The organism is Leptospira hartskeerlii (genome assembly GCF_002811475.1).
Taxonomy (GTDB): domain Bacteria; phylum Spirochaetota; class Leptospiria; order Leptospirales; family Leptospiraceae; genus Leptospira_B; species Leptospira_B hartskeerlii.
Window position 1 is genome coordinate 303,381 of record NZ_NPDL01000002.1, and the last position, 24,836, is coordinate 328,216.

Sequence of the window (24,836 nt, forward strand, 5' to 3'; positions counted from 1 at the left end):
TTTATACTTTGATTTCGCCGGAATTTTCTTCTGAGCCGGAAGAGTTTTCGGACTGGTTAGTTGCCTCGGACTCTTCTTCTATCATAGGAAGGAAATTTTTTCCATTGGAAGTCTTCTTGGGATCTCTTTTTGCATTTCCAAATTGAGAAGCTGCATGTTTCAGATCGAAATGAGGAGCATGAAAATGTGATTTGACCGGTTGATTGACAACGGAAGTTTCTCTATTCTGCTTTTTGGATCTTGTTTTGGAAGCGGTTAATACTTCTTCTCTGATCTTGATCAGAGTCCCCATGACTGTCAAAAGCGCTTCCGCTTGGTCGTTCAATTCTTTTGCAGTGGACGCTAACTCTTCGGACGACGCAGCATTCTCTTGGGTAGCTTGGTCTAATTGGACCATCGCAGTATTGATCTGAGTGATACCTCTTGCTTGTTCATCGGAAGAAACTGAAATTTCTTGGATCAGCTTCGCAGTATTCTCTATACTCGGAACGATCTCTTCTATAAGTTTTCCCGCATCTTCCGCACGTTCTACTGAGTCTCTAGAAAGTCCGTTGATCTCTTGAGCTGCTATCTGGCTTCTTTCCGCTAACTTCCTTACTTCATCTGCGACTACTGCAAATCCTTTTCCATGTTTGCCAGCTCTTGCCGCTTCAATCGCAGCATTTAACGCTAGTAAGTTGGTTTGGTAGGCGATCTCTTCGATAATATTAATTTTACCTGAGATCTTTTTCATTGCATTTAAAGTTTCGAGTACGGATTTTCTTCCCTTATTGGCGTCTTTAGAAGAAGATTCCGCCATGGCGTTGGTTTCTTTTGCGTTATGTGAGTTTTGCTCTATTGTAGAAGACATCTCTTCTACAGCAGCAGTGGTTTCTTCCAAACTTGCCGCTTGTTCGTTGGAGGATTGGCTCAAAGAGAATGCAGTTGCAGAAACCTGAGCTGCTGCAGAGGAAACCGAACCTACTACCTCTAATGCAGTATTTAAGGCCTTATTGACCGAAACTGTGATCCAAATGGCGGAGCTTACTGCAATCAGGGAAGAAAGAATAGGAATAAGGATCATTAAGAAGGTGGTTTCCGCATACAACTCGTCTGTGCTCTTGTTTGCGTCATCTAGTTCCTTTTGGGCACGATCGATCATCTGGTTCAGAAAACCTTCCATTTTGTCCAAATGAGCCCTTAATTGTACTTGGGAGATCTGTCTAGCTTCTACGTTTTTATTCACGAATGCGAGATCTAAAACTTTTTTCAGAGTAGCTCTATAATCTTTTTCTACTATACGGAACTCCTCCATATTTCTTTTGCCTGCTTCTTGGAGAAGAGGGTAAACATCCGTTCCTAATTGTGGTAAAAGAGCTAAATTCGTTTCCGTTTCACCGATATATTTTTTCATGTCATCTTCTTCGGTGGAAAGTATGGTGTTCTTTTCCGCCCGAGTGACCTTGAGTATGGCCGTCCGCATCGCGAGAAGCATCGTGGCTTTTTTAGCGGAAACATTGACCGCCTTAGTAACAACATTATTAAAAGTATTCAAACGATACACTGCAAATCCTGCTACGAATATCAATAGAACGACTACGGTTGAGAATCCTATGGTTAATTTTGCTTTGACGCTCATTCTTCTATCCTTACTATATTATAAATTTCTTTTGTTTGGTTGTTCAGGCTGGAGTTCCATTTTCAGGAAGTTTGTCATGTAGGACTTCCAACTCGTCGTCTCTCAGAAGTTTACGAACATCGAGTAGGATTTTGACTGAATCTTCTACTTTTCCGAACGAGGCGATAAAACGATTTGCCTCTCCATCCCCCATCTTTGGGGCGGGCTCGGTGTTTTCGGAAGGAATACTTACCACTTCGCGGACAGTATCCACGATAAGTCCTAGGCTTTCTCCTTCTATGTTTAAGATGATTACGCAGGTCTTTTCGGTATATGGAATGGATTCCATATGAAATCTTAGCCTAACGTCGATTAGTGGGACGACTTTACCTCGGAGGTTGGTTACTCCTTTTATAAAGGCGGGCATATCGGGAACTTCCGTTATAGGCTGCATCCCGATTATCTCTATGATATATTTAATCTCTAGTCCGTATTCTCTATCGGCCAGTGAAAAGACTAAATATTTATTCTCTAGTGTGTCTTCATCATCCGCTTCGTCTTCTTCTAGAAGAAGATCTATTTCGTTTTCTGCCATATTTCTCCTCGATATTCTTCTTCGAATAATCTAAATATTCGAATGGAATTTGTTTTGTTTGTCTCGAATTCAACATAGCCCATCGATTTTAACACAAAGATCGCGAGCAGACATACTAAAATAATTTTGTTCAATAGATTCTTAGAACTTTAAATTATGTCGGATTATTTGCGAAGTTTCCAGGCTTAATCTTTTATGAATAATACAAGATCAGAATTTCGTCTTAAACCGATCTTTTACGTTTTATATTTTGTAAAAACTAAACCGGTAAGACGTTCGATGGATAAAAAAATAATCCTAAAATATTTCTATTCTTTTTTAATTCCTGGCTTCTAAATTTTTGATGAGACGAACTTACTTTAAAAAAAACAGAAAAGACTTTAAGATCTTATAAAAAATTTCAGAACTCACTTAGGAAACTAGAGCTAAAGGATTACTCTGATTATTTTTTTGGAACAATTTTATTGATCGCTTATTCAAGTTGTAGAAGATCCGATTTCGTATTTCAAGAAAACGTAAATAGATTTTCTGAAATTTCCTTTGGAATTTTCAGAAAAATATAATTTCTCTTTCTTCCTAATGAAGCGTTGTTACATTAGGTTGATTTGCGAAGTTGCATTAGAGTATACTATAGCATGGGTGGATTGTTTGGAATCGAATCGAGTTATTGTAGAAGAGAAAAAAATTCCATCGATGTTTGTTAATGTAGGAGAATATTTATTTTCACAAACTCCAGTCGCGATGAAGACCCTCTTAGGTTCTTGCGTATCCGTATGTCTATTTGATCCATTCAATAGATTCGGCGGGATGAATCATATACTTCTTCCCGGAAAATCAAACGTAGATGATTCAGCGAGATTCGGGATCAATGCAATGGAATTATTGATCAATGAATTCGTGAAGAAAGGAAGTCCCAGAAGCCGTTTGCAGGCAAAGATTATCGGTGGGGGCAAAGTCCTAAGTTTAGGACCTAAAAGTGTTCCTATTGGCGAAAGGAACGTAGAGTTTGTGAAAGAATTTCTGAGATCGGAAGAAATTTCTGTTTCCGGAGAAGAAACCGGAGGCCAATATTATAGAAATCTACGCTTTTTCACTCATACTTTCGAAGTGTTTGTAAAACGTGTACAAATCGATCTAGAGAAAAATATGATCGAGAAAAACGAAGCAGCTTATTTGGACAAAATACGGGAGAATATGCGGAAAAAAACGCCGATTACTTTCTTTTAATTTCGAACGAAGACCTAAAACGTTCGGAAATAATTATCGACGCCGCCTAGGAGAAACGATTGAATTCCCTCGTACGCAATTTATTATCACCTGCTATTCTTACCGAAGAAAACGGCAAAATTATAGAATCAAATGACAAGTTTGCCGAGCTGATCGGCAAAGAGTTGGATGCTACTTTTGATTATCATGATTGGATCCATCCTGTCGATAGAGAACACGAGATTTCTTTATGGGAAAAAGATCCGAACCTAAAACATTATGAAATGGTAAAACGTCTGAAAAACACGGACGAGATCTATTTAGCGTACCATACGGTCACTTCCAGGACAACGAACGGAAGTTTGTTAACTCTATTCTTACCTATGGAGAATAAACTTCCTTCTGACTTTAAAAATATCTCCATTCATCCGACCGGTGAAAGCGTGAAGAAGGCAGAGATAGAAATTTATCGAAAAGCATTGGAACTATTCGATTGGAAACAGTCCCTCAAGGATAGATATTCTTCCACTGCTTGGATGGATTCGGCGATCAAACAGATTAATATCACTTTAATGCAAGGAACCGGTGTAGGAAGTTTAATGACTGTACTTTCTATGATACTTTCCAAAGCTAAGAGGAAAGAAGGAGCAGAATTTGTAGAAATACGCTCTAATCTTTTTGATCTTCTGCAGGACGGAGTTGCAAGCGCTTCTAGGTTTACGAATTTTTTATCTTCTGCACAGGCTCTTTTTGAAGAGAGTGAAACTCCGGATGAAATAGGAACAGTTGCAGAATTTGTAGATGTATTAAGAGAGGTGATAGATGAGATTAGTCCTTCAGTCGCTCTCAAGGATCAAAAGATCCTAGTATCAGATAATTTGCATATTCTCTCCAATCGTTTAAGATTTAAGAAACCATGGATCTCTACGATTGCTAAAGAGGTTTTAATTAATGCTTTAAAGTATTCTCCGGACAAATCTAATGTTCTAATTCTAGTTCTTCGGATCGGAGATGAGTTGCAATTTAAGGTGATCAATGATCCTCCTTTTTCAGGTTATTTGCAGGAATTCCATGAGGATCTTGTATTCGAACCTTTTTATAGAGGTGTCAAGTTCATGGACGAACGCTTCGATCAAGAGCAATTTGGAATGGGCCTTGGGCTTCCAGTTGTTAAGAAGCTGGTAGAGTTGCAGAATGGAAAAGTGCATCTGCAGACGATGAACCTGAATTTGGACGATACCAGAAAAGAAGGGATCTGTCTTACAATGCGTTTTCCAGTCATAGAGTAGGAGATTGATCTTCTAACCCTTCTGAGAAAGTGGTAAATCCATTTCCATTAGGACCATTGTTTCTTCTTCCTCTTCCAAAAAGCTTGTTACGTTGAACGTGGAAATTTTGCCTTCATGGTTTGAAACTATTTTTTCAACCAGGGGCAAACCTAATCCATAATCTAAAGTAGGAATGTCTTCGTGTACATATTTTGTCAGCCTTGCAAAAGGTTGGAATACGAACTCGGATTCTTCGTTTGGAATTCCTTTTTTACTTCCTCCTTCTATCTTTGGTGAATTTAAAATGGAGATCAGAAGTTTTCTTTTCTTTAGAGTGAATAGTACATAGATCGTCGTTTCTGGTTCGGAAAATTTGATTGCGTTCAGTAATAGTTCTCCCACTGCTTTTTTAAAACTTTCTTCGTGAATACCTACGATCGCTCTCGAGCTTATATACTTGTCTTCGCAGATCTTTATATGTAATCTTTTGAATCTTGCTAATTCATATACGTTTTGTATCTCATTCCTGAATAGATTGTGTATTTGAGAAACGGAATATTCCTCTTTTATCTGCGGGTTATGAATGAAATAATCCATCTCGTTAAAAATTTCTATAATCCTATTTGCCGTTTCCGCATTGGATAACAATAGATCTATCAGGGTAGCAGGGACTTCATAATGAGTACCATTCTGCTTTGCTTTTTTACGTATCAGTCCGATCGCAGAAACCAATGCCCCGAAGCCGGATCCTTGACTTAAAGAAGTCCTAATATTCGATATCAGATAAGCGCTTTTTGTCTGTAAATCTTTTCGGATCAGATCCTTGCGAAAGGAATTCCAATCTAGGTCTCCTTGTATCTTGTTAAATCTTTCCGTTTCTAGATTATCCTGTAGTTGATCCAATTCCCAATTTTCTTTTATATTTTTGAGAGTTTCCGCGATCTCTTTGGGAGAAGTTTCACTAATATCGATACAGTCGAAAGCTCCTAATCGCAATGCCTTGACAATAGTTTTAGTGTCGGGATTATCCAAGCCCAAGATAAACGAAGGAGGTCTTTTTGCTATGGAGAACTTTCGGGTTAATGTTTCGAATTGAGAAATATTCAACTCCGAATAAACAATCCCGAAATCTCTATCGATTTGCAGATCCTCTAATCGAGGAAGATGAAAAACGGTAAGACCTATATCTTCACAAATTTTGGAGATCAGGTCCGTTCTACTAGGATCGGTCCCAACTAACAAAATATTCTTTTTAGTACGGCTTTCCGATTGCCGAACTCCATTTTTTTCTATTCCAGCGTTCGTCATAGACGAGCTCCATCCAAAAGCATTCCCGAATATTCGGAAAATATCTATGTAATATATTTTTAATGAGCCATAACTCTAGAGTAACGCAGGAAATTGAAATATTAAATTTTATGACTTTTGTATACTAAGATGTCAAAAATGAAAAAAATGTTTTTCTAAATTATAAGTATCGGATATTGCAAATTATTGCATCATAAAATTTAAATATACTAACACTTTTGGAGTATATTATAATTTACGACTAGACAAAACGTGTTATATGGATCAAAACTTGGAGAGAGTGTGTATAAATAAAAACGCCGCTTTCGGAAGAAAGGCGGCGCTTTTAAAACGTGGAAAGTTAGAAATTAGATTCTTTCGATTACGGTCGCAATCCCCATTCCCCCGCCTATGCAGAGTGTAATGAGTGCGTAACGTTTATTTCTTCTTTCTAATTCGTCCAAGGCGGTTCCGAGAAGAATTGCCCCAGTTGCCCCAAGAGGGTGTCCTAAAGCGATTGCTCCCCCGTTTACGTTGATCTTCTCTAGAGGGATCCCGAGGGTTTTTTGGGTGTAGAGCACAACAGAAGCGAATGCTTCATTGATTTCCCAAAGATCGATATCTTCTACTTTTAGACCTGCCATATGGAGCGCTTTTTTGGACGCAGAAACGGGTCCTGTCAACATGATGGTCGGATCTTCTCCTGTAGCCACAGTCGATAGGATTTTCGCTCTCGGCTTTAACCCGTATTTTTTGATCCCTTCATCGTTAGCAATCAGAACGGAAGCTGCACCATCCACAATCCCGGAAGAGTTTCCTAGAGTATGGATATGGTTGATCTTTCCGACATCGGGATAGGATCTAAGAGCGATCGCATCTAGTTCCTTTTCGCCTACAGTTTTGAAAACTGCACCTAAACCGGAAAGGAATGCATAGTCTGATTCGATACGAGGGTTTTCATCTGTATCCACTACAGTTCCGTCTTCTAGCTTAACTGGAATAATAGATTTTTTGAATGCACCATCTTTGATCGCTTTATCAGCTTTTAACTGAGAAGATTCTGCGAACTTGTCCGCTTCTTCTCTGCTGATATTATATTTGGTTGCGATCAAGTCTGCAGAAATTCCCTGAGGAACAAGATTATAATGTTTTTGTATATTAGGATTTCCTATATTAAAATCTCTGTCTCCTAAATCCGCCCCCATTTTTACGCGGCTCATGGATTCTACTCCACCGCCTAAACCTACCGCCATTGCTCCTGACTGAACATGGTTTGCGATATTGTTTACTGCTTGTAATCCGGATCCGCAGAAACGGTTTACAGTATATCCCGGAACGGAATTTGGCCATTGTGCAGCCATGACCGCGTAACGGGCGATACATGCAGCTTGGTCATCCACTTGGGAAACGCAGCCTAAAACAACTTCTTCTACGATTTCTGGTTTTAATCCGTTTCTTTCTTGGATGGCTAGTAGAGTAGAGGCGGAAAGTTCTTGCGGGTGAACCGATGCAAGCGTTCCTCTTTTTTTACCTTTCCCTCTTGGGGTACGGACCGCATCGATAACGTATGCGTTGGACATAGTATTTCTCCTATAACGAAAGCCGTTCGGTTATTCTTGAACTTTTGTTCAAAAACGAAATATGCTTCCAGCTTGAGTTTAGAAGAAAGGAGGGAAAAGCAAGCTACTTCTTCTTATTCAAATATAACTTTGTCGAAGACCCTAAAATACCAGCAGTCTCCTTTTAAGTTTTCATAAAATCCGTTATGGCCACCGTACTTTTGGATAAAGATCTTAAGCTTGGAACTTTTCGGGATCTCTTTGAATTCGTCGGGACGTATAATTGGATCATCTGCGGATGTAACTATAGTCAGATCCACTTTTAGTTTTTCAAAATCCTTTGGGCCCAATGTATAAGAATTAAAATAATCATCCGAGTCTTTGAACTCTGCGGAAGACGCTACGATCCTATCTGTCATTTCCATAACCGTTTTCCCTTCCATGATATTTGTATAAGGATGTAGATCCGGAAAGTGTACGTTCTTTTTAGCCAAAGATTGTCTCCATTTATCCAAGAAATATTTTCCTAAGATCAGTTTGGAATCCATCATTTCAGTCGCAGACTTTGGATGAAGTGGGGGACTAACGGCAATGCAATGTTTTAAATTAGGGATACTTTGTTTATTCCTGGAATGCTCTCTTGCCACTCGGATCGTAAAATTCCCTCCCATTGAAAATCCGCCTAAGTATACCGGAAGTTTATGTCCGAATTCCTTTGCTACTTTACGGATTGCTTCATAGGTTTCTCGTATTAAACTTCCGTTAAATGGTTCCGGGTTTAAATGATGAGTATTCCCATGATCTCTTAAATTCAATCGAAAGATAGAAATTCCCTTATCATAAAATCTTCTGGAAGTCCTTTGGATATAATTTGAATCCATACTTCCTTCCCAACCGTGTATCAGCACGAGCAGGGCTTTATTTTGTGGAGACTTAGAATAATGACCTAATAAACGAACTCCTTTACCTGCATCTATGACTACAGGAGAAGCTGCCTTGTCCATAGGATGATCAGGAGTATTCTGCCTCATTAAAGAAGCTAAAACTGTTTGTACAAAAGGATGTCTGAGATGAATCGGAGGTTTGAAGGGACGAATAGTCTCCATGCCGACATTTTTTCGGATCAGGTTTTGTTAGACAAGCATTCGTCAAAGAAAATCGGTAAGAACTTTATACAATTGTTTTGGTTGGAATGGTTTGCCGATAAAACCTTCTATTCCATGTTGCGCGCATTTTTTATACGCTTCGGAAAAGGAACTAGCAGTGACTGCAACAATAGGAGTTTTTGCATTAGAGGAATTTAAAGCATGTATTGCGTCTGCAGTATGATATCCGTCCATCTCCGGCATTTGCAGATCTAATAGGATGAGATCGTATTTCTTTTCGTTAGTATCTAAAAGTTTTAATGCTTCTTTACCGCTTAAAGCAGAGTCGGATTGTATCCCGGTTTTACTCAGATGTTTGGCAAGGATCTTCACATTGATCTCATTATCATCTACGATTAGGACCGAATTCGAGGAGAATTTAGGAACAGTTTCGGATTGGATCTGTGCAGGATTGAGAGGAGTTTCTGCTTCTTTTTTTAAAGGAAGAATGATGGAAAATTCAGAACCATGCCCAGGTTCGGAATTCAGTCGAACATCACCTTTCATTTTAGAAGTCAGTCTTTTAACTATATACAGCCCAAGTCCCACACCTTTGTATTTACGAGTGTCTGCCAAATCTTCTTGGTGAAATGCGTCGAATATCCTTTGTCTTGCTTCTTCTTTAATTCCTATACCAGTGTCTTTTACTTTGAACAGGATGGAAGCTTCTCCTTCTAAATCCAAGGAGAGCGTAATGGAGCCTTTGTCCGTAAACTTGATTGAGTTTGTGATTAGGTTCAATAGCACCTGTTCGATCCTAGTCCTGTCTCCTACGATCACTCTAGGAAATTTTTCAGAGATGAATATTTTGAACTCAATATTCTTTTCGAAAGCTTTAGGTTCTACTAATATACGTATAAAATCGAGAAATGTTTTGACCTCGAAAGCTTCTTCCTTGATCTCCATTTTTGCGGAATCAACGGTGATCACTTGTAATAGGTCATCTATCAATCGGGATAGAATTTCCGTTGAATCGGAGAGATCCTTTAGATATTCCTTTTGTTCTAGATCTAATTTGGAACTTGCAAGAAGGGTCGTCATTCCGAAAATTCCGTTCAAAGGGGTTCTCATTTCGTGAGAGATCATTCCTAAAAATTCGGACTTTGCTCTGTCTGCCTGTTCCGCTTTTTCTTTCGCCTTTTCCAACGCGATCTCGGATTGTTTTGCAGCGGAAATATCCGTATGAGTTCCTACAATACGTGTAGGTTCTCCATTCTCATCTTTGATGATAAGCGCTCTAGAACGAACAAATATATATTCTCCTCCTTTCGTTTTGAATCTTAAGACCTTATCGAATCTTTCCGTTTCTTCGGATCGATGTCTTTGGAACGCAGAAAGTGCAATCCTCAAATCCTTAGGATGTACCAATTTTCTCCAAACCTGGATATCGTTTGAGGCGATCTCTTCATTCGTATAACCAAGCATCGTTTTCCATCTTTCGGAGAGAAAAAGTTGTTCGGTCTTCACATTGTAGTCCCAGTATCCGTCATTGGATGCAAGATATGTGAACTCCAATTGTTCTTTTTGTATCCTAAGTTGATTCTCTACGTTCCGAATTTCTGTGATATTCTTATTACTTATTAGGAGGCCTTCATATACCCGGCTGATATGAAGAAGATAAAATCCTAGATCCCCCTTAGCATCTTTGATCTCATATTCTTTTTTTTCTGCCTGTTGCGTGAGATAAACTTTCTTAAAGAGATCGAACATTCCTATGTCCACGTTTTGAGGAAATACGCTGTATAAATTTTTGCCGATCGAGATCTCTTTAGGCATTCCCATCTCCGCTTCCGCGGCAGGGTTTAAATCTTTATATAAAAAATCTATAATGGATCCTTTATCATCGAAAACCGGCTCTAAATAATAAATTGCGTCCTCGTTCCTATACGCCGCTTCTCTAAAAATATCTTTTTCTTTGATCTCTTGGTTGAGGTCTTTTGCGATTGAAATGATCCAATCGTCTTGATGGCAGAGCATAGTGGAGTCAAAATACCTTCCGGAAAGTACGGATTGACGGATCCCTCTCCATTCGGAGCCCGCTTTGCAGATGGATTCCATAAATGCTGCAAACTCAGGCTTAACTTCATTTACGTCGGATCTTAGCTGTGTGAAATTCCTTCCTATAATGAAGTCCTTCTCCATTTGCAAAAGTTTAGCGCCTTGCTCGTTGCAATAATGGAGTTTTATATCTTTGATCTTACTATTTTCGTCTCGAAGAAGTTCGTTCACATATATGGAAGTCCCGTCTGAATTTTCGAAAAATTTAATAAATGTAAGAATGTCTGACGGGATCTCGTTCATCTTCGTGCTAAGGACTATTACATCATTATAGGACGGTGAAAAAGGCCCGGAATTTCCGGAAAGAAAACGGTAAATCCTAAACGAGTAAACGCAGGTTTATTATCCGAAAGAAGCGAGTTGAAAAGGATTTTTTGAGGAGGAGAAGTAGGAAAATTCTCCCGTTAGCAAACTTAATCCTCGGGCCCTGAGTTTGAGACCTCTTTTTCGGGCTTTTGAGAAGTAAGTTTCCAAATTTCTGATCTTGCAGGAAGGGTTTCTAAGGCTTCCGCCTCATTTTGCCTGGATTCCAACTTTTTACATAGGTCTTGAAAGGGGTGACGAAGGGAAGAAGCTCCACGTATGCTCATATCCAAATTGTCCAATAATGAGACTCAGTATCAATAAAATCTTTTCCTTTCGAAAATTTTTCTATTGACATAGGAAACAATAAAAATATATTTTGTTTCCTATGTATGGAAACAAAATATACTATAAATGTTTCCTTTTGGATGTTATGCAAGAAAAACAGAATCAGGCAGCCTTTCGTGGTATTACTTACTTAGGTATTTTTCTAAGTGCACTTTCTATCTTTGGAGATACTCGGGACGATCTGGAGAAGGAAGGAGTCTGGACCACTACCTCTCTTATCCGTTACTCCTTGGAGAATTCAGTCCAGGCAAAGATGAGCCGACTGGACTTAGAGAACTCCGAGTATGATTGGGAAAAGGAGAACGGTAAATATAATTTTGTCGGAACTTTAACCGCTAATACTCAAAAGACGAATAACTTACCTCTTCCCCAATATACTCTGCAAGGTCGAGAGATCACAAGTAACACTATCTCCGCAGGTTTATCAAAAGTTTTTAATACAGGAACCACCGCGGGTTTAACAGTATCGGATAACCGTTACGAAACGGATGCGGGGAAAAGACCGGAACAACAAGGAACAATCGCTCAACAATTCGCGCAGCCAAGTCTTCACTTTGCAAATCTTGGTTTCACACTTAAACAGGAATTACTGAAGAATATTTTCGGATACCAACAAAGAAGATCCTTAGAGATCAGCAGGAGAAGTTCCGCGGTCAGAAAATTGGACGCGATGAACACTCTCTCTAGATCCGTGGTCCAGTCCTTACTCGCTTTTTGGAATTTATCCTTAGCGGACGAAAATCTTAAAACTGCAGAGCTGCTCGTTAAAAGTGTGAGGAATGTAAAAGATATCACTACTTCCAAGGTTCGTATGGGAGTAGCGGAAGATTACGAGTCCGGACAATGGAACGCACTTTTGATCTCCGCAGAAAATCAACACAGACAGGCAAAATTGGAGAAAGATAGGGTCCGTAGAGATTTACTCGTTTCTCTTGGAAAAGATCCGGAAACTAAAGTGAACTTCTCCTTAGTTCTAGACGATTCTCTTCCTTCTTTAGGCGCAGAAGATTCAGAAACGGAAGAAGCCTTCCACCATCGGTACGATTTCAAAAGTATCGCTTTACAAAAACAGAATGCGGGGACCGCGCTTGAGATCTCTAAAAACGGATTATTGCCTTCTCTTTATGTGAGTGGAACTTACAATTCTAGAGAATACGATCGTAATTTCCCCCAGAGTTTTGATGGAATAGGTGCCGGTAGATTTACCCAAAATTCCGCAGAGATCAAAATGGATTATCCTCTTGGAAATGATACAGCGAGAGCGGAATATAAAAATTCTTTAACACAAAGTAGGAAGATGGATCTTCTTTTGGAGCAAACAAAAGAGCAGGTTAAAACTGACGTAAGGCAAGGGCTGCAAAAGATCAACACTACTCATGAGATCCTCGAAGAATCAAAAAAGAATCTCTTTCAAGCGGAGAAGTTTTACTCGGGCATTCTGCCCAGATATAGATACGGAAGAGCCACATCCGTAAACGTTAAGAATGCATTGGACCTGGTAGCTCAGGCTAGATACGGACTGATGCAAGCAAAAGTGAATTATAACTCGGCGCTAGTACAATACGAGCTCTCTAAAGGGACTCTGTTCCGCAAATACGGAATGGATGCCGAAGAAGTTCTGAACCAAAATACCGGAGACCAAAAATGAATTTTGCAGAGTTATCGATCAAACGACCGATATTTATTACCTGTACGGTTCTCATCATTCTTGTTTCGGGATATCTTTCCCTGAACAAGTTGGGTGTGGACCTTTTTCCTAACGTAACGATTCCGGTAGTCACAGTGACTGTGCCTTATCCTGGAGCGGCGCCCAACGAGATCGAAACTCTGATCGCAAAACCGGTGGAAGACGAACTTTCTACTATCTCCGGAGTGAAAAGGATCCGTTCTACTTGTAGCGAAGGTTCCGGAACTATCATCTTGGAGTTTACCTTAGAGACCGACGTGAAATACGCGGAACAGCAGGTAAGAGATAAGGTCTCTGCGGTAAAACCTAAATTGCCGAACGATATTAAAGAGCCTATCATCAGAAGGATAGATCCTGCGGACCAGCCGATCATCATTCTTGCATTGAATGCAAACTTGAGTGAAGCACAGATCTACGATATCGCTAACGAAGAGATCAAACAGAATCTTTTAACCGCTAAGGACGTGGGAAATATCACGATCTATGGCGGACGTAAAAGAGAGATCCACGTTGCTCTTGATCGCCAAAAATTAAAACAACATATGATCCCTGCTTCTGTGGTTTCCAATCGTTTGGCTTCCGGTGGAACGAATATCCCTGCAGGTAAAGTGAGTAAGGCAGATTCAGAATTGGTTTATAGAACCATCAATGAATTCAAGTCTCCTCAAGAGATCCGAGACACTCCTATTTCCTTATTCGGGAACGAGGTTCCTGTTAAGATAGGACAATTGGGAGAAGTAGTGGATACCCTTGAGGACGAAAGCACTCGTGCATACTTCAACGGTAAGAAGGCAGTCTTCTTGTTGGTATTCAAACAATCGGGTTCTAACACAGTTGCTGTCGCTCAAGAAGTAAAAAAAAGGATCGATGATCTAAACAAGGAACTCGCTAGAAGAGAAGGTGGTGCAGTTCTTTCTATTGCGAACGATAACTCCATTCAGATCGACGATAATATATACGACGTTAAAGAAACAATCATCATAGGAATAGCACTCACGATCGTAGTAGTTCTGTTGTTTTTAGGGAGTGTGAGATCCACGATCATCACAGGACTTGCATTACCTAACTCACTTTTAGGTGCGTTCATTTTAATGGCCGTTGCAGGATTTACAGTAAACGTAATGACGCTCCTTGCATTGAGCTTGGCAGTCGGACTTCTCATAGACGATGCGATCGTGGTTCGGGAAAATATTTTCCGGCATAGGGAGATGGGTAAAACCGCAAGAGAAGCTTCCACAGAAGGAACAAAAGAAGTAACGTTAGCGGTAATCGCAACCACTATGACTGTGATCGCGGTATTCTTGCCTATCGCGTTCGTAAGCGGAGTAGTGGGACAGTTCTTAAGAGAATTCGGACTAACAGTATGTTTTGCTCTTTTGATCTCTCTTTATGACGCTCTTACAATCGCTCCAATGTTATCCGCTTATTTTGGTGGAAAAATTTCAGGATCACATGCACAAGCAGGTCATGGACATTCTTCACAAGAATTCTTAAGCGTTTCTACAGAAGGAAAGAAAAAGAAGAAGAATGGAGCGACCACAACTTTAGAAGAGATTGCATTCTCCAAGATAAGAGCTCAAGAGGCTCCAAAAGGAATTGTTTCCAAAGTATTCTCTACTTTGTTCGAGCTCTTAAAGTTTGTATTCGGAGTTTTAGGTAGAATTCTTTCTCCTATAGAGAAAGGACTGGATTCAGTCTTATCCGGATTTAACGTATTCCAAACTTGGTTGGAAAATATTTACGCAAGCGTTTTGAAATTCACCTTAAAACGTCCCGTGTTTATTTTGAGTGGGGCAGTTTTGATCTTCGTTGCCAGCTTAATGCTGACCAAGTATATTCCGAAAACATTCTTACCTGCGCAAGACCAAGGAAAATTCCAAGTCACCTTGGACATGCCTCCTGGCACTTCCGTACAAAAAATGGCGGAGATCGCCCAGGAAGCGTATAAAGAGATCTCTTCTCATAAAGAAGTAAAATTGGTAGCTATGTTCAATACGAATAGGACTACTACAATGTTCGTGGAAATGATCCCGGCGAAAGAAAGGAAGATGAACACTTCTCAGTTCAAGGACCTTCTTCGTAAAGAATTGGAATCCTTCTCATACGCAAACCCGATCGTAAAGGATGTGGATAACGTGGGTGGAGGACAAAGACCTTTCACTCTGGTTGTAAGCGGACAAAACGGAAAAGTAGTGGAAGAATATTCCAGAAAACTTTTCGAAAAATTAAGAGAATCTAAAGCACTTCTGGATGTGGATACAAGTTACAGAGCAGGTGCTCCCGAATTCAGAGTTGTGCCTGACCGCAATAGAGAAGTTTTACTCGGAATTCCAGGAACTGTCATCGGAACAGAATTGAGAACCTTGGTAGAAGGCACTACTCCTGCGGTTTATCGAGAGAACGGAGTGGAATACGATATTCGTGTTCGATTGAAAGAAGGGCAGAGAGATTTGAAGGATAATTTCTACAATTCTTTCGTTCCTAACTTCAACAACATGATGATCCCGATCCAAAACGTTGCAAAAGCGGAAGAGACCACAGGTCTTGCAACTATCAACCGTATGAACAGAAACCAATCTGTGGAGATCTATGCGGACGTAAATCCGGATGGACCAGGTATGGGTGGAGCAATGGAAGAAGTAACTAAACTTACTCAAACAGAAATGCCTCTTCCTCCTGGAGTTCGTATCGGATACACAGGACAGGCTGAGAACTTTAAGGAGATGGGAACTTCTCTTGGGATCGCTATGGGACTTGGGGTGTTATTCATCTACATGGTTCTTGCTTCCTTGTATGAAAGTTTTATCACACCGATCGCGATCATGCTGGTTCTTCCTTTGGCACTTTGCGGTGCGTTCATCGCTTTATTCTTAACCCAAAAGTCCTTGGATATATTCTCCATGATCGGGCTAATTATGCTCATCGGGGTGGCTACTAAGAACTCGATCTTGCTCGTGGACTTCACGAACCAGCTCATACAAAGAGGTGTGGAAATGAAAGAAGCGATTATAGAGGCGGGAAGAGAACGTCTTCGCCCGATCCTAATGACCTCATTCGCTTTGATAGCGGGTATGGCCCCTATTGCGATCGGATTGAACGAAGCATCCAAGCAAAGAACAAGTATGGGGGTCGCGATCATCGGTGGATTGATCTCTTCAACCATACTTACGTTAGTAGTGGTTCCGGCTGCATTCTCCTATATAGAAAAACTTAATAGCTTGGTCCGTAGAAACTCTCCGGATCCGGATGCGCGATAATTATCATGAACTTCGCCGAGAAAAAAAATAGGCTCCGAGTATTACTCGGGGCATCTCGGGTCTTTCAGAGGAAAGGTTATGCGAAAACTAGAATGGAGGACTTTGTAGAAGAGTCCAAAATCGGAAAAAAAACCTTATACGAATATTATTCGAACAAAGAAGAAGTTTTAAAAGCTACTGCAGACTATCGCCAAACTAGGGCTGCCTTTAAACTTAAAAGAATTCGAAATAATGAGGCTCTGGACTTCTCTAAACGATTTGTGAAGATGAGAAAAGAGTTATTGGATGTTTGTAGGCCCAGCCATTTCGCATTATGGAAGGAATTGCAGGATCAAATTCCGGAAATATGGAGAATGGTGAAGGCCAAAAGGGTCCAATTAATAGACACTGAAATAGAAAGCTTATTGGAAGAGGGGAAAAAATTAGGAGAATTCAGAGCGGACTTGAGGCCCGACTTGTTCATCATGGCATTAATTGCCTGTTCAGATGCTATTTACAAGTGGGAGCAAAGCCCGACCGAGCGTCGGGATGATATATCCGAACTGGACAATATTTTTCTTTATGGCATAATACGCAGAGGAAAAGAGACGTTAAAATCGTCTTTAGATTGAAAAATCGTTTCCTAAGCGAAAGGGGGATAATAAAGTGCACAGCGCCGTGGAACAAGAACTAACCCAAGAGAAGGACGAAGTCCGTCAGAGAATATTCGAAAAATCGTTCGAGCTATTTTTGCGATACGGTTTTGCGAAAACTCGAATGGAAGAGATCGCCCGAACTCTTAGGATCAGTCGTAAAACACTTTATAAACACTTCGCCAATAAACATGAATTGTTAAAAGAAGTGATGACTGATAAACATCTCAGAATTCACGGCAGAATAGAAGGGATCTTCCAAGACCCGGAAAAATCCATTAAAGAAAAAATCCAGTCAATGAGAGGTTGTCTATCCTCCGAAATCCCTCACGGAATGAACGAATTTCTAAGAGAGATCCGTGACCAAGCTCCCGACATTTGGAAACAAATCCAGTCCCTAAAAGAAAAAAATATAAACAGGACAATGAGGAAGATGATCGAGACCGGCATCAAGAACGGTGAAATTCGTTCCGATGTAAATCCGGATATCGTGCTTCTCATCCACTCAGCAGCTTCCGAAGCAATGTTCGACCCGAACTTTTTAGCGCAGACTCCATATTCTATCCGAGATCTGGTCCAAGAGTTGGATAATATTATCTTTTACGGGATCGTAAAAAGAGACGATATCTAAAGTAGGCAAGTGATCGTATTCTTTTTCTTTCTAAGCTTTTTCTTTTCAGTCGTAGTCTATTTTCTATTCTTATCTCGTTATAAGGAGTTAGGAAAGCTTGGGCTTGCAGTCGTATCTATTTCATTAGTCTTACTTTGGATTGGCCTAACTGCCTTTCTGTTGGTTGCTTTTGGACTCTATCGTTTCGATAGAGTAATATATTCTATCATATTTTTTGCAAGCATTGGCCTAATTGCTTATCTAAAACTTAGATCACAAGAATTGCAGGAGAAGTTTTCCGTTTTGGAAATCGGAAAAAAAGAGCTTTTACTTCTTCTGATCTTCTCCCTCTTCTCATTTTATCTTTATGCCGGTTTTTCCACACAATATATAGATGGAGGAAGAGATCAGGGGCAATATACAATTTTCGGATATGTGATCGCAAAGACCGGCGGTTTTAATCTGGATATACCTGATTCTGCATTGATCCGTAATATTTTCGGAGATTCTGTCTTACTCGATTATCAAGCTGGATCCTTGGATCCAAGAGAATCGATTGAGCGAAGAGTCCCTGCTTTTTTTCATCTCTTACCAGCATATCTAGCAGTCGGTTATGATCTATTTGGGATGTTCGGATTGCTCGGAATAAATTCGGTTTTCGGATTTCTTTCTATTTTTCTCTTTTATTTAATTCTAAGAAGACTTTCCGATCCGTTAGTTGCAGGGGCAGCTACGGTTTTATACGTTTTAAATGTATCACAATTGTGGAATGTTCGAACAACATTATCTGAACCTATTTCTCAATTTTTGATATTGCTCACTGCCTACTTATTGCAAACATTCTTTAAGACTAAGAATAGTTTTCTTATGTCGGCCATAGGCGCGGTTTTTGGGATCAGCTGTCTTCTTCGGATTGACGGCTTTACTTATTTTCCATTATTAGCTTTTTATTCCGCATATTTGTTATTAGCTTCCCCCAAACACTTTAAGAATTTTCTATTCTTTTTTGTTTCATTCTCTGTTGTAAGCATCATTGCAGCGATATACTCATATTATCGTTCTCTACGGTATATACAAGCGCATTGGGAATTCGTAAAGTTTATGGTTATCGGTTTTGGTTTTTCTGTAGGATTTATTTTTGCAGAAATAGTTATATGGAAGAATGCGCCCGTAGTTTTACAGTATCTAAGAGTCTGGTTAAAGGAGAAGAAGAAGTTTCTGCGTATTCTTACATGGCTATTTTTTATCGCTTTGATTGGATTTGCTTGTTTCATTCGACCAAATTTCGTAAATGAGTTGAACAACTCTACATTATCTCAGTATAGAGCAGTAAATTCCCTTCTGACCTTCTTTTGGTATGTTCCATTTTGGTTGTTCATCTTCCTTCCTTTCGCATTTGATCTTTTCTTATTTCGAAGGAAGGGAATTCGAACTTCTTTTTTATTCTTTGCAGGTTCTCTATTATTGTTTTTATATTTATTAGATCCGAAAATTGCCCCTGATCATTTTTGGGCCACTAGGAGATGGGTCATTATTTCTATTCCGTTCGCGATTTTGGGTTCTTTCTTGGGGATCCGATCGGTTCCGGTCTTAGACAAGAAATGGAAAACTTCGGTCCTAATTTTAGGATTCCTATCTGGACTTGCTTATACTATCTGGAGGTCGAATTTGATTTTGTTTCGACCAATGATGGAATCTTATTTGGAAGGTTATAGTCAATTCTCCAAAGTAATGCCAATCGACGAAAGTGTATACTTTACTACTAAAAGATCAATCGCAAGTCCGCTGCGTTATATTTATGGCAGAAATATTTTCATAGTCAAAGATTCTTTGGAATTTCTGAAAAAGGTTCCGGAACTTCTGAAATTGGGAAAAAAGGTCTACATCATACAGAATGGAGATTTTTCAGGTTACAAAGATAGTTTAAAATTCTATAAAGTAGCAAATCTAGATTTAAGAGGACGATTTCCTATCGAATCAGTACAAAGGTTTCCCGAATTTCTATATCATAAAAACTTGAATCTCCAAGTTTTCAGGATCGAAATATCGGATAAAATTTCTTTTAACGGACCGATCGAAATGGAATGGAATCCGGCCGAAGGAGGATTTCTATCTAAAGTCGGCAAGATAGAAGAAGACGGAACAATTTCAGCAACAAGGCACCGCGGTCCTCTTGTTTACGGTCCATACCTTACCTTACCGAGTGGAAAATATGAGCTACAATTTATCGGAAAAAACCTACAGAATGCGGAGTTCGATGTTGTATGTAAGCATGGTTCAGATCGGTTATTAGAAATTCAAAAAGGTGATAGGGATAGTATTCAAACTTTATTATTTGAAGTGAAACGTCCTATTGTGGATGATTTGGAATTCAGAGTATTTGTAGAAGGAAAATCAGGAGTCCGAATCGAAAAGATTTCCTTGAAAAGAATTTTTGAAAAATGAAAATGTAGGAAATAAAGGAGAATTTATGCGTTACATTTTGGTGTTTTCTATATTAGCTTTTTTCACTTTCGGGGTGTTTGCAGGAGATAGAGATAAAGGAGATTCCTGCACGAGTGATATCCAATGCGGATTCGGATTACAATGTACAGGCGGGGTTTGTACTAAAAAACCAGAATTCGACCACGGGAGCAGTGGAAAATCAGGAAAACAATGCAATCATGATGGAGATTGTATCGGATCTGGAAAATGTGTATCCGGTTCCTTTGGAAAAAAATACTGCAGCGGTAACTAACTCATTAAGGCGCTATCTTCCGCCATACAAGTATTCTAGATCCGTAATCTTCTTTTCGATATAATTGATTCTTATCGAAATAAAGGATCATTTCGCTAACTGATTTGCTAGCAGATACTAATTCTTCTTCTGGGCTACGCAGAACGATCAAGTCCGGATACCATTGTCCGGACTCGATTTTTTTCCAATCATGGTAAGGCATCTTAATGTCGTTTCCACAAAACAAGTACGCAGCATAAGAAAAGGAAGCGAAAACCTTTTCTTCACATCCGGACCTTAAACGAACTAAGGTGAAAGTATCACGGATCGAATTTAAGGTATTGGCTTTCCCTCTCTTTATCAGTTTGGCGACCGTAGGTCCGCGACCACTATAATTCCCGGGGAAAAGTAAAAGGAAGATCGATATTAGGATAAGCCCGATCGTGGGAAGAAGTATCCATCTTCTATCTTTTCCAAACTTGGTAAGTCGATCGGAAAAGTTTGAGATCGCGAAAGGAATCGAATAATAAAATAGTAATATAGCTGGAAGCCCAAAATAAAAAGAAAGAAATGCTCTATCCAAGGATATAGAAGACATCCAGAGCCCTGCCACGACAACTCCTGGAAGAATTCTCCAACCGGAAAAAATCGGTAAACATAATACGCTTACAAATAGATATTTGAATTGTCCGGAAATTAGCAGCTTGAGGTAAGAAAAAGGATTCTGGAATAGATCGATCAAGAGCTCAGATTTACTTTTTCCCCATTTATCGGAGAAATGTGATACTTTATCCGGAAAATATGTCGGGGTAAACCAGGCTAGCACGATCCCTACATATAGTAATATTATAAAAAAATAGAGTGCTAATGTTTTTCCTCGGACTCTTCTAAATAGTAGAGAAGTTGCTCCTATTGCATAGATCCAGGCGTCTTCTTTGACCATCAATGCAAGTAAAAGAAAGGGAAGAGAGATTAAAAAAGAACCTCGATTCGCATAAAGTAAAAAACCCGAAAAGAGAGGGATCCATAGATTCTCAAAATGAGGATAAAGATGTGCATGAGTTACATATGGGTTGAGCAGAAATGTTAGACTTAAAACCCAGGAATATTCAAACTCCGGCATTATTTCTGAAAAATAACGCTCCAGCAATACGATACCGAAGGATATGCTAAAACATTGCAGAATTAGCCATAACTCTAGATAAGGAAAGAAATGGAAAAGAAAGGAAAGTAAACCGAGTATGTAGGAGTTATGTTCTTGGAGAAATGGAACGCCAAATTCATAAGACCAAAAATATCCGACTGATTTTGGAGTTGCAAGTGCATATAAGATCGATCCTGAATCATGCCATTCGATTTGAAGGGTTATATATTGGATTCCGGAAAGTGTTATTAAATAGATTAGAGAAACTAAGAATAAAATCCAGGACTTTCTTTCGGTTCCGTATCTGAGAAGATTCATAGGAAAATTACGAACCAATTTCCGTCAGCTAAAACCGATTGAAAATACTTATTTTTATTCTTCCGGATTCCCAAGTTAATCTATAGAAATTTTTTTTCGATCCGACACTTCTAAACTCCGAAGATTTTTCAATTCCATCTTAATCTCCTCGATCGACAATTCTCCTCCTCCAGAATTTTCGGAGATGGATTTCAAGATAGGCTGCAATTTAGATGCTTCTTCCTTAGAAACCGAGATCCCTGATTGCATTAGGATTTCATAAATTGCGGATTTACCTGATTGGCTTGTAAAAGCGATCCTATCTCCTTCAGGTCTTCCGATCAAGTTTGCATCAAAAGCACGATATGCTCCCTTCTTCATGTCTTTTGTTTTGGAAACTCCATCCTGGTGGATCCCACTTCGATGAGCAACCACATCTTCTCCGATCAAAGGAGCTTTTTCCGGGATAGGAATTCCAGACATGCGAGAAACGATCCGAGACGTCTCATAAATCGTTTGAAGATCTAAGTCCACTTTGACTCCACAATTATGAAGGGCGATCGCAACTTCGTAAGTGTTTGTGTTCCCGGCTCTTTCGCCCAAACCGTTTAATGCGGTTTCCAATTGAGTGGCTCCTGCAAAAAAACTTTCTACAGTAGTGGCGGTCGCCATTCCCAAATCATTATGAGTATGGACTGAGATTTTACTTCCCCCCGGCAAGGACTCCGCAACTTTTCGGACCATTGCGACGAACAAATAAGGTCTGTATCTTTCGACAGTATTCGGAAGATTAACCACATCTGCACCTGCATCTAAAGCCGCTTGGAAAGCTTCCACAGCAAAGTCCATATTCTCCAATGAATCCCCGAAATGTTCTCCGGAGAATTGTACTTCTCCGAAATTTCCCGCCAATTTTCGTGCGTATGAAACTGATCGTATTATATTTTCCTTAACTTCTTTTTCGGAAATTCCCAAAACATTCCGTATCGTAAAATCGCTGATCGGATAAACAATATGAATTCGTGGGCGAGGAGCTTTTCGGATCGCTTCCCAAGAAAGATCTATCTCCTTCTCCACTGCTCTGGAAAGACTGGAGATTGCAACATTCTCCGGGGCTAAAGAAGAAAGATAAGAGCATGCTTCGAAGTCTTGTTTGCTTGCGGATGCAAATCCAACTTCTATCCCTTGCACTCCCAACTTTACAAGTCTCTTAAATATGATCTCTTTTTCTTCTAGGTTCCAAGGTTTGCGTAAGGCTTGGTTACCATCTCTCAATGTAACGTCCATGAAGAATGGAGATACAAGAGGAGTTTTCAAACCCTGGCCGGGAATGATCATTTCTTGGATAGAAGGATATTGTGTCGCGGCGATCGCGTCTGATTTTTGTTCCATTGGGCTCTCTCTTTTTCCGGCCTCATGCGAGAGATTTTGCCGGGAATAGCCCTAAAACAAAAAAACCCGCTCAGAGGCGGGTTTTTGCACACGCAAGTTTCCGTCCTCTCAACTCCAAAGAAGGAGTAAGAGGAGACCGAGCATATTAGCTTGGAAGAAATTTTGCGCCATACTTACCTTTAGACTCGGCAAATTGCAAAAAGAAGTCAAGAAAAAAATTGGGCGACTCTTCGCTTCGCGAAGCCGCGCTACTACGGGCTGCGCTAGCGCTGCGGTCCTTCGGACTAAACCCTGCGTATCGCTGTCGCGGGTTATAGATCTTCTTCTTTTTTTAGAAAACTCCAGATACCACCCTGCTCGAATTGTTTCTCTTCCAATAATTGTTTAAGTTGAAGATATTCTTTTTTGACCTGGTCCGGTATACCGACGATCTCTAATTTACGGAAAGTTTCTCTGGCTTCTTCGAAACGGTTTGTCCTTACATAACAAATCGCTAATGCGTATAGAGTAGGGGAATCGGCGAGATCCGATTCGGGAAGATCTTTGAGCAGATCCAATGCACGATCGAATTTAGAAGCACCTGTATAAACCGCGGCTAAATTCTTTTTGGCGAATACATCATTATCATCCAGTTCCAATGCTTTGGAAAGATGGAATTCTGCTTTAGGCTTGTCTTTTTTGCGGGCAAATAAGACTCCAAGTCCGACCCAGGCTTGGACATGCGCAGGTTCCAAGCGAATACATTCTTGTAATGCGGATTCTGCGGGGGCCATCTCGCCCAATTGAGAAAGGCACATTCCTAAATGAAAGAATGCGTTAGGATTATTCGGCTCCGACTCAGTCCAAGAGATCAATATGGACTTAGCTGAATTAGAGTCCCCTTTTTTCAGATAGTCCAATGCGGTTTTCAGTCTTGGATCCATTCTTTTTCCATTTCTTTTCTTCCTTATGGATACGACTATCTTTTTCCTCTTTAGTTTCTCTATGGCAATGTTGGGAAGAAGCTCTCCATTCCCATTCGGCGTTGATCTTGAGCCATTCCTTGTCTATCTGGTATTTTTCCATAAGAGTATCCAATAAGCGAACATCTTCCCAATCGTCGGCATTCACAAAATGGTTGGATTCCTTCATAAATTCCTTTTTCCAACGGGAAACGAATTCATCCAAATGATCTTCTTTAAAATCTTCTAAACTATCTTCAGAGTTAGCACATTCATTGATCAGGAATTCCACATGTTTTTTTCTGATCTTTGCTTCTGAAGTTTCGGTAACTCTTTGGTATGTTACGTATATGGTTCCTAATATTAAAGTGGTCTCGAAAGCAAATGGAACAGGAGTGATTGCAGCAATAGCAAGAACTCCTCCTAATTTTCTTATTATAGAACTACTGTCCTTTTTGAGTTCCGATTTATATAAGGAAACTTCTTTGATCCGTTCGGTATATTTTTGTTTTTGAGGGCTTATAAATTCTGAGTCGAATCTTTCCAAATCCGTAAATGCTTCTTTGTATTTTGTCTTAAGACTTAGGTCTGTTCTGTATACGTTACCCTCTTCATTCGTGTAAAAGAGAGAATATTGATGCTCTCTTGATATCAGGGATTTATCTCCTCTCGGAAAAGAAGAACAAGAGTAGACAGATAATAGAATTAGGATCTGTATTCGTTTGGAAAATCTGGGTTTTGGCATTGGCGCTTATTTTATATCCTGCCCAAATTCAGAGTCGGACATAGGAAAT

Annotated in this window: 18 protein-coding genes; 8 read left to right on the forward strand and 10 right to left on the reverse strand. The window is 39.8% G+C overall.

Features of this window, described 5'->3' with window-relative positions:
* Position 1 precedes the first annotated feature (1 nt).
* Both CH352_RS19240 and CH352_RS04415 read right to left on the reverse strand, forming a co-directional pair.
* Positions 2-1,618, reverse strand: a complete 1,617-nt coding sequence (locus tag CH352_RS19240) for a methyl-accepting chemotaxis protein (protein ID WP_100705489.1) — start codon at positions 1,616-1,618, stop codon at positions 2-4.
* 43 nt (positions 1,619-1,661) lie between these two features.
* Positions 1,662-2,192 (reverse strand): chemotaxis protein CheW, encoded by a 531-nt coding sequence (locus CH352_RS04415; protein ID WP_100705488.1) that lies wholly within the window; start codon positions 2,190-2,192, stop codon positions 1,662-1,664.
* 693 nt (positions 2,193-2,885) lie between these two features.
* Here CH352_RS04415 and CH352_RS04420 point away from each other — a divergent pair.
* Together CH352_RS04420 and CH352_RS04425 are read left to right on the forward strand one after the other, a co-directional pair.
* Positions 2,886-3,419 carry a chemotaxis protein CheD gene (locus CH352_RS04420; protein ID WP_243396222.1) on the forward strand — a complete coding sequence of 178 codons (534 nt, stop codon included), beginning with the start codon at positions 2,886-2,888 and terminating at the stop codon, positions 3,417-3,419.
* A gap of 59 nt (positions 3,420-3,478) precedes the next feature.
* A complete protein-coding gene (locus CH352_RS04425; protein WP_100705487.1) occupies positions 3,479-4,687 on the forward strand; it encodes a sensor histidine kinase in 1,209 nt (402 codons plus the stop codon).
* A gap of 12 nt (positions 4,688-4,699) precedes the next feature.
* Here CH352_RS04425 and CH352_RS04430 read toward each other — a convergent pair whose 3' ends face one another.
* The 4 genes from CH352_RS04430 to CH352_RS04445 form a co-directional block, all read right to left on the reverse strand.
* Complete coding sequence (locus tag CH352_RS04430) at positions 4,700-5,974, reverse strand: hybrid sensor histidine kinase/response regulator (protein ID WP_100705486.1); 1,275 nt, start codon at positions 5,972-5,974, stop codon at positions 4,700-4,702.
* 347 nt (positions 5,975-6,321) lie between these two features.
* The gene (locus CH352_RS04435) at positions 6,322-7,533 is read right to left on the reverse strand and encodes an acetyl-CoA C-acetyltransferase (RefSeq protein ID WP_100705485.1); all 1,212 of its coding nucleotides are present in this window, start codon (positions 7,531-7,533) and stop codon (positions 6,322-6,324) included.
* Between the two features lie 113 nt (positions 7,534-7,646).
* A complete protein-coding gene (locus CH352_RS04440; RefSeq protein WP_100705484.1) occupies positions 7,647-8,618 on the reverse strand; it encodes a YheT family hydrolase in 972 nt (323 codons plus the stop codon).
* A 42-nt stretch (positions 8,619-8,660) separates the two neighbouring features.
* Complete coding sequence (locus CH352_RS04445; RefSeq protein ID WP_100705483.1) at positions 8,661-10,958, reverse strand: hybrid sensor histidine kinase/response regulator; 2,298 nt, start codon at positions 10,956-10,958, stop codon at positions 8,661-8,663.
* Between the two features lie 493 nt (positions 10,959-11,451).
* Here CH352_RS04445 and CH352_RS04455 point away from each other — a divergent pair, with 493 nt between their 5' ends.
* Genes CH352_RS04455 through CH352_RS04480 form a run of 6 tightly spaced genes read left to right on the forward strand, consistent with a single transcriptional unit; the run spans position 11,452 to position 20,289 of the window.
* Positions 11,452-13,014 carry a TolC family protein gene (locus CH352_RS04455; protein WP_207766642.1) on the forward strand — a complete coding sequence of 521 codons (1,563 nt, stop codon included), beginning with the start codon at positions 11,452-11,454 and terminating at the stop codon, positions 13,012-13,014.
* Positions 13,011-16,310 (forward strand): efflux RND transporter permease subunit, encoded by a 3,300-nt coding sequence (locus CH352_RS04460; protein WP_100705480.1) that lies wholly within the window; start codon positions 13,011-13,013, stop codon positions 16,308-16,310. Before CH352_RS04455 ends, CH352_RS04460 begins: the two co-directional genes overlap by 4 nt.
* A gap of 5 nt (positions 16,311-16,315) precedes the next feature.
* Complete coding sequence (locus CH352_RS04465; protein ID WP_100705479.1) at positions 16,316-16,921, forward strand: TetR/AcrR family transcriptional regulator; 606 nt, start codon at positions 16,316-16,318, stop codon at positions 16,919-16,921.
* Between the two features lie 34 nt (positions 16,922-16,955).
* Entirely contained in the window at positions 16,956-17,573 is a 618-nt protein-coding gene (locus CH352_RS04470) for a TetR/AcrR family transcriptional regulator (RefSeq protein WP_100705478.1), read from the forward strand.
* Between the two features lie 9 nt (positions 17,574-17,582).
* On the forward strand, positions 17,583-19,997 hold the full coding sequence (locus CH352_RS04475; protein WP_100705477.1) for a hypothetical protein: 2,415 nt from the start codon (positions 17,583-17,585) through the stop codon (positions 19,995-19,997).
* A 25-nt stretch (positions 19,998-20,022) separates the two neighbouring features.
* The gene (locus CH352_RS04480; RefSeq protein ID WP_125169470.1) at positions 20,023-20,289 is read left to right on the forward strand and encodes a hypothetical protein; all 267 of its coding nucleotides are present in this window, start codon (positions 20,023-20,025) and stop codon (positions 20,287-20,289) included.
* A 4-nt stretch (positions 20,290-20,293) separates the two neighbouring features.
* Here the strand turns inward: CH352_RS04480 and CH352_RS04485 are convergent, their stop codons facing one another.
* The 4 genes from CH352_RS04485 to CH352_RS04500 form a co-directional block, all read right to left on the reverse strand.
* Entirely contained in the window at positions 20,294-21,730 is a 1,437-nt protein-coding gene (locus CH352_RS04485; protein ID WP_100705475.1) for a DUF2079 domain-containing protein, read from the reverse strand.
* A gap of 75 nt (positions 21,731-21,805) precedes the next feature.
* Positions 21,806-23,047: a 2-isopropylmalate synthase LeuA2 gene (gene leuA2, locus CH352_RS04490; protein WP_243396235.1), complete on the reverse strand. Its 1,242-nt coding sequence runs from the start codon at positions 23,045-23,047 to the stop codon at positions 21,806-21,808.
* Between the two features lie 365 nt (positions 23,048-23,412).
* Positions 23,413-24,024, reverse strand: a complete 612-nt coding sequence (locus tag CH352_RS04495; RefSeq protein ID WP_207766641.1) for a tetratricopeptide repeat protein — start codon at positions 24,022-24,024, stop codon at positions 23,413-23,415.
* Positions 23,972-24,787, reverse strand: coding sequence for a hypothetical protein (locus CH352_RS04500; RefSeq protein WP_100705473.1), 816 nt, complete (start codon positions 24,785-24,787; stop codon positions 23,972-23,974). The genes CH352_RS04495 and CH352_RS04500 overlap by 53 nt, the downstream gene beginning before the upstream one ends.
* Between the last annotated feature and the right edge of the window lie 49 nt (positions 24,788-24,836).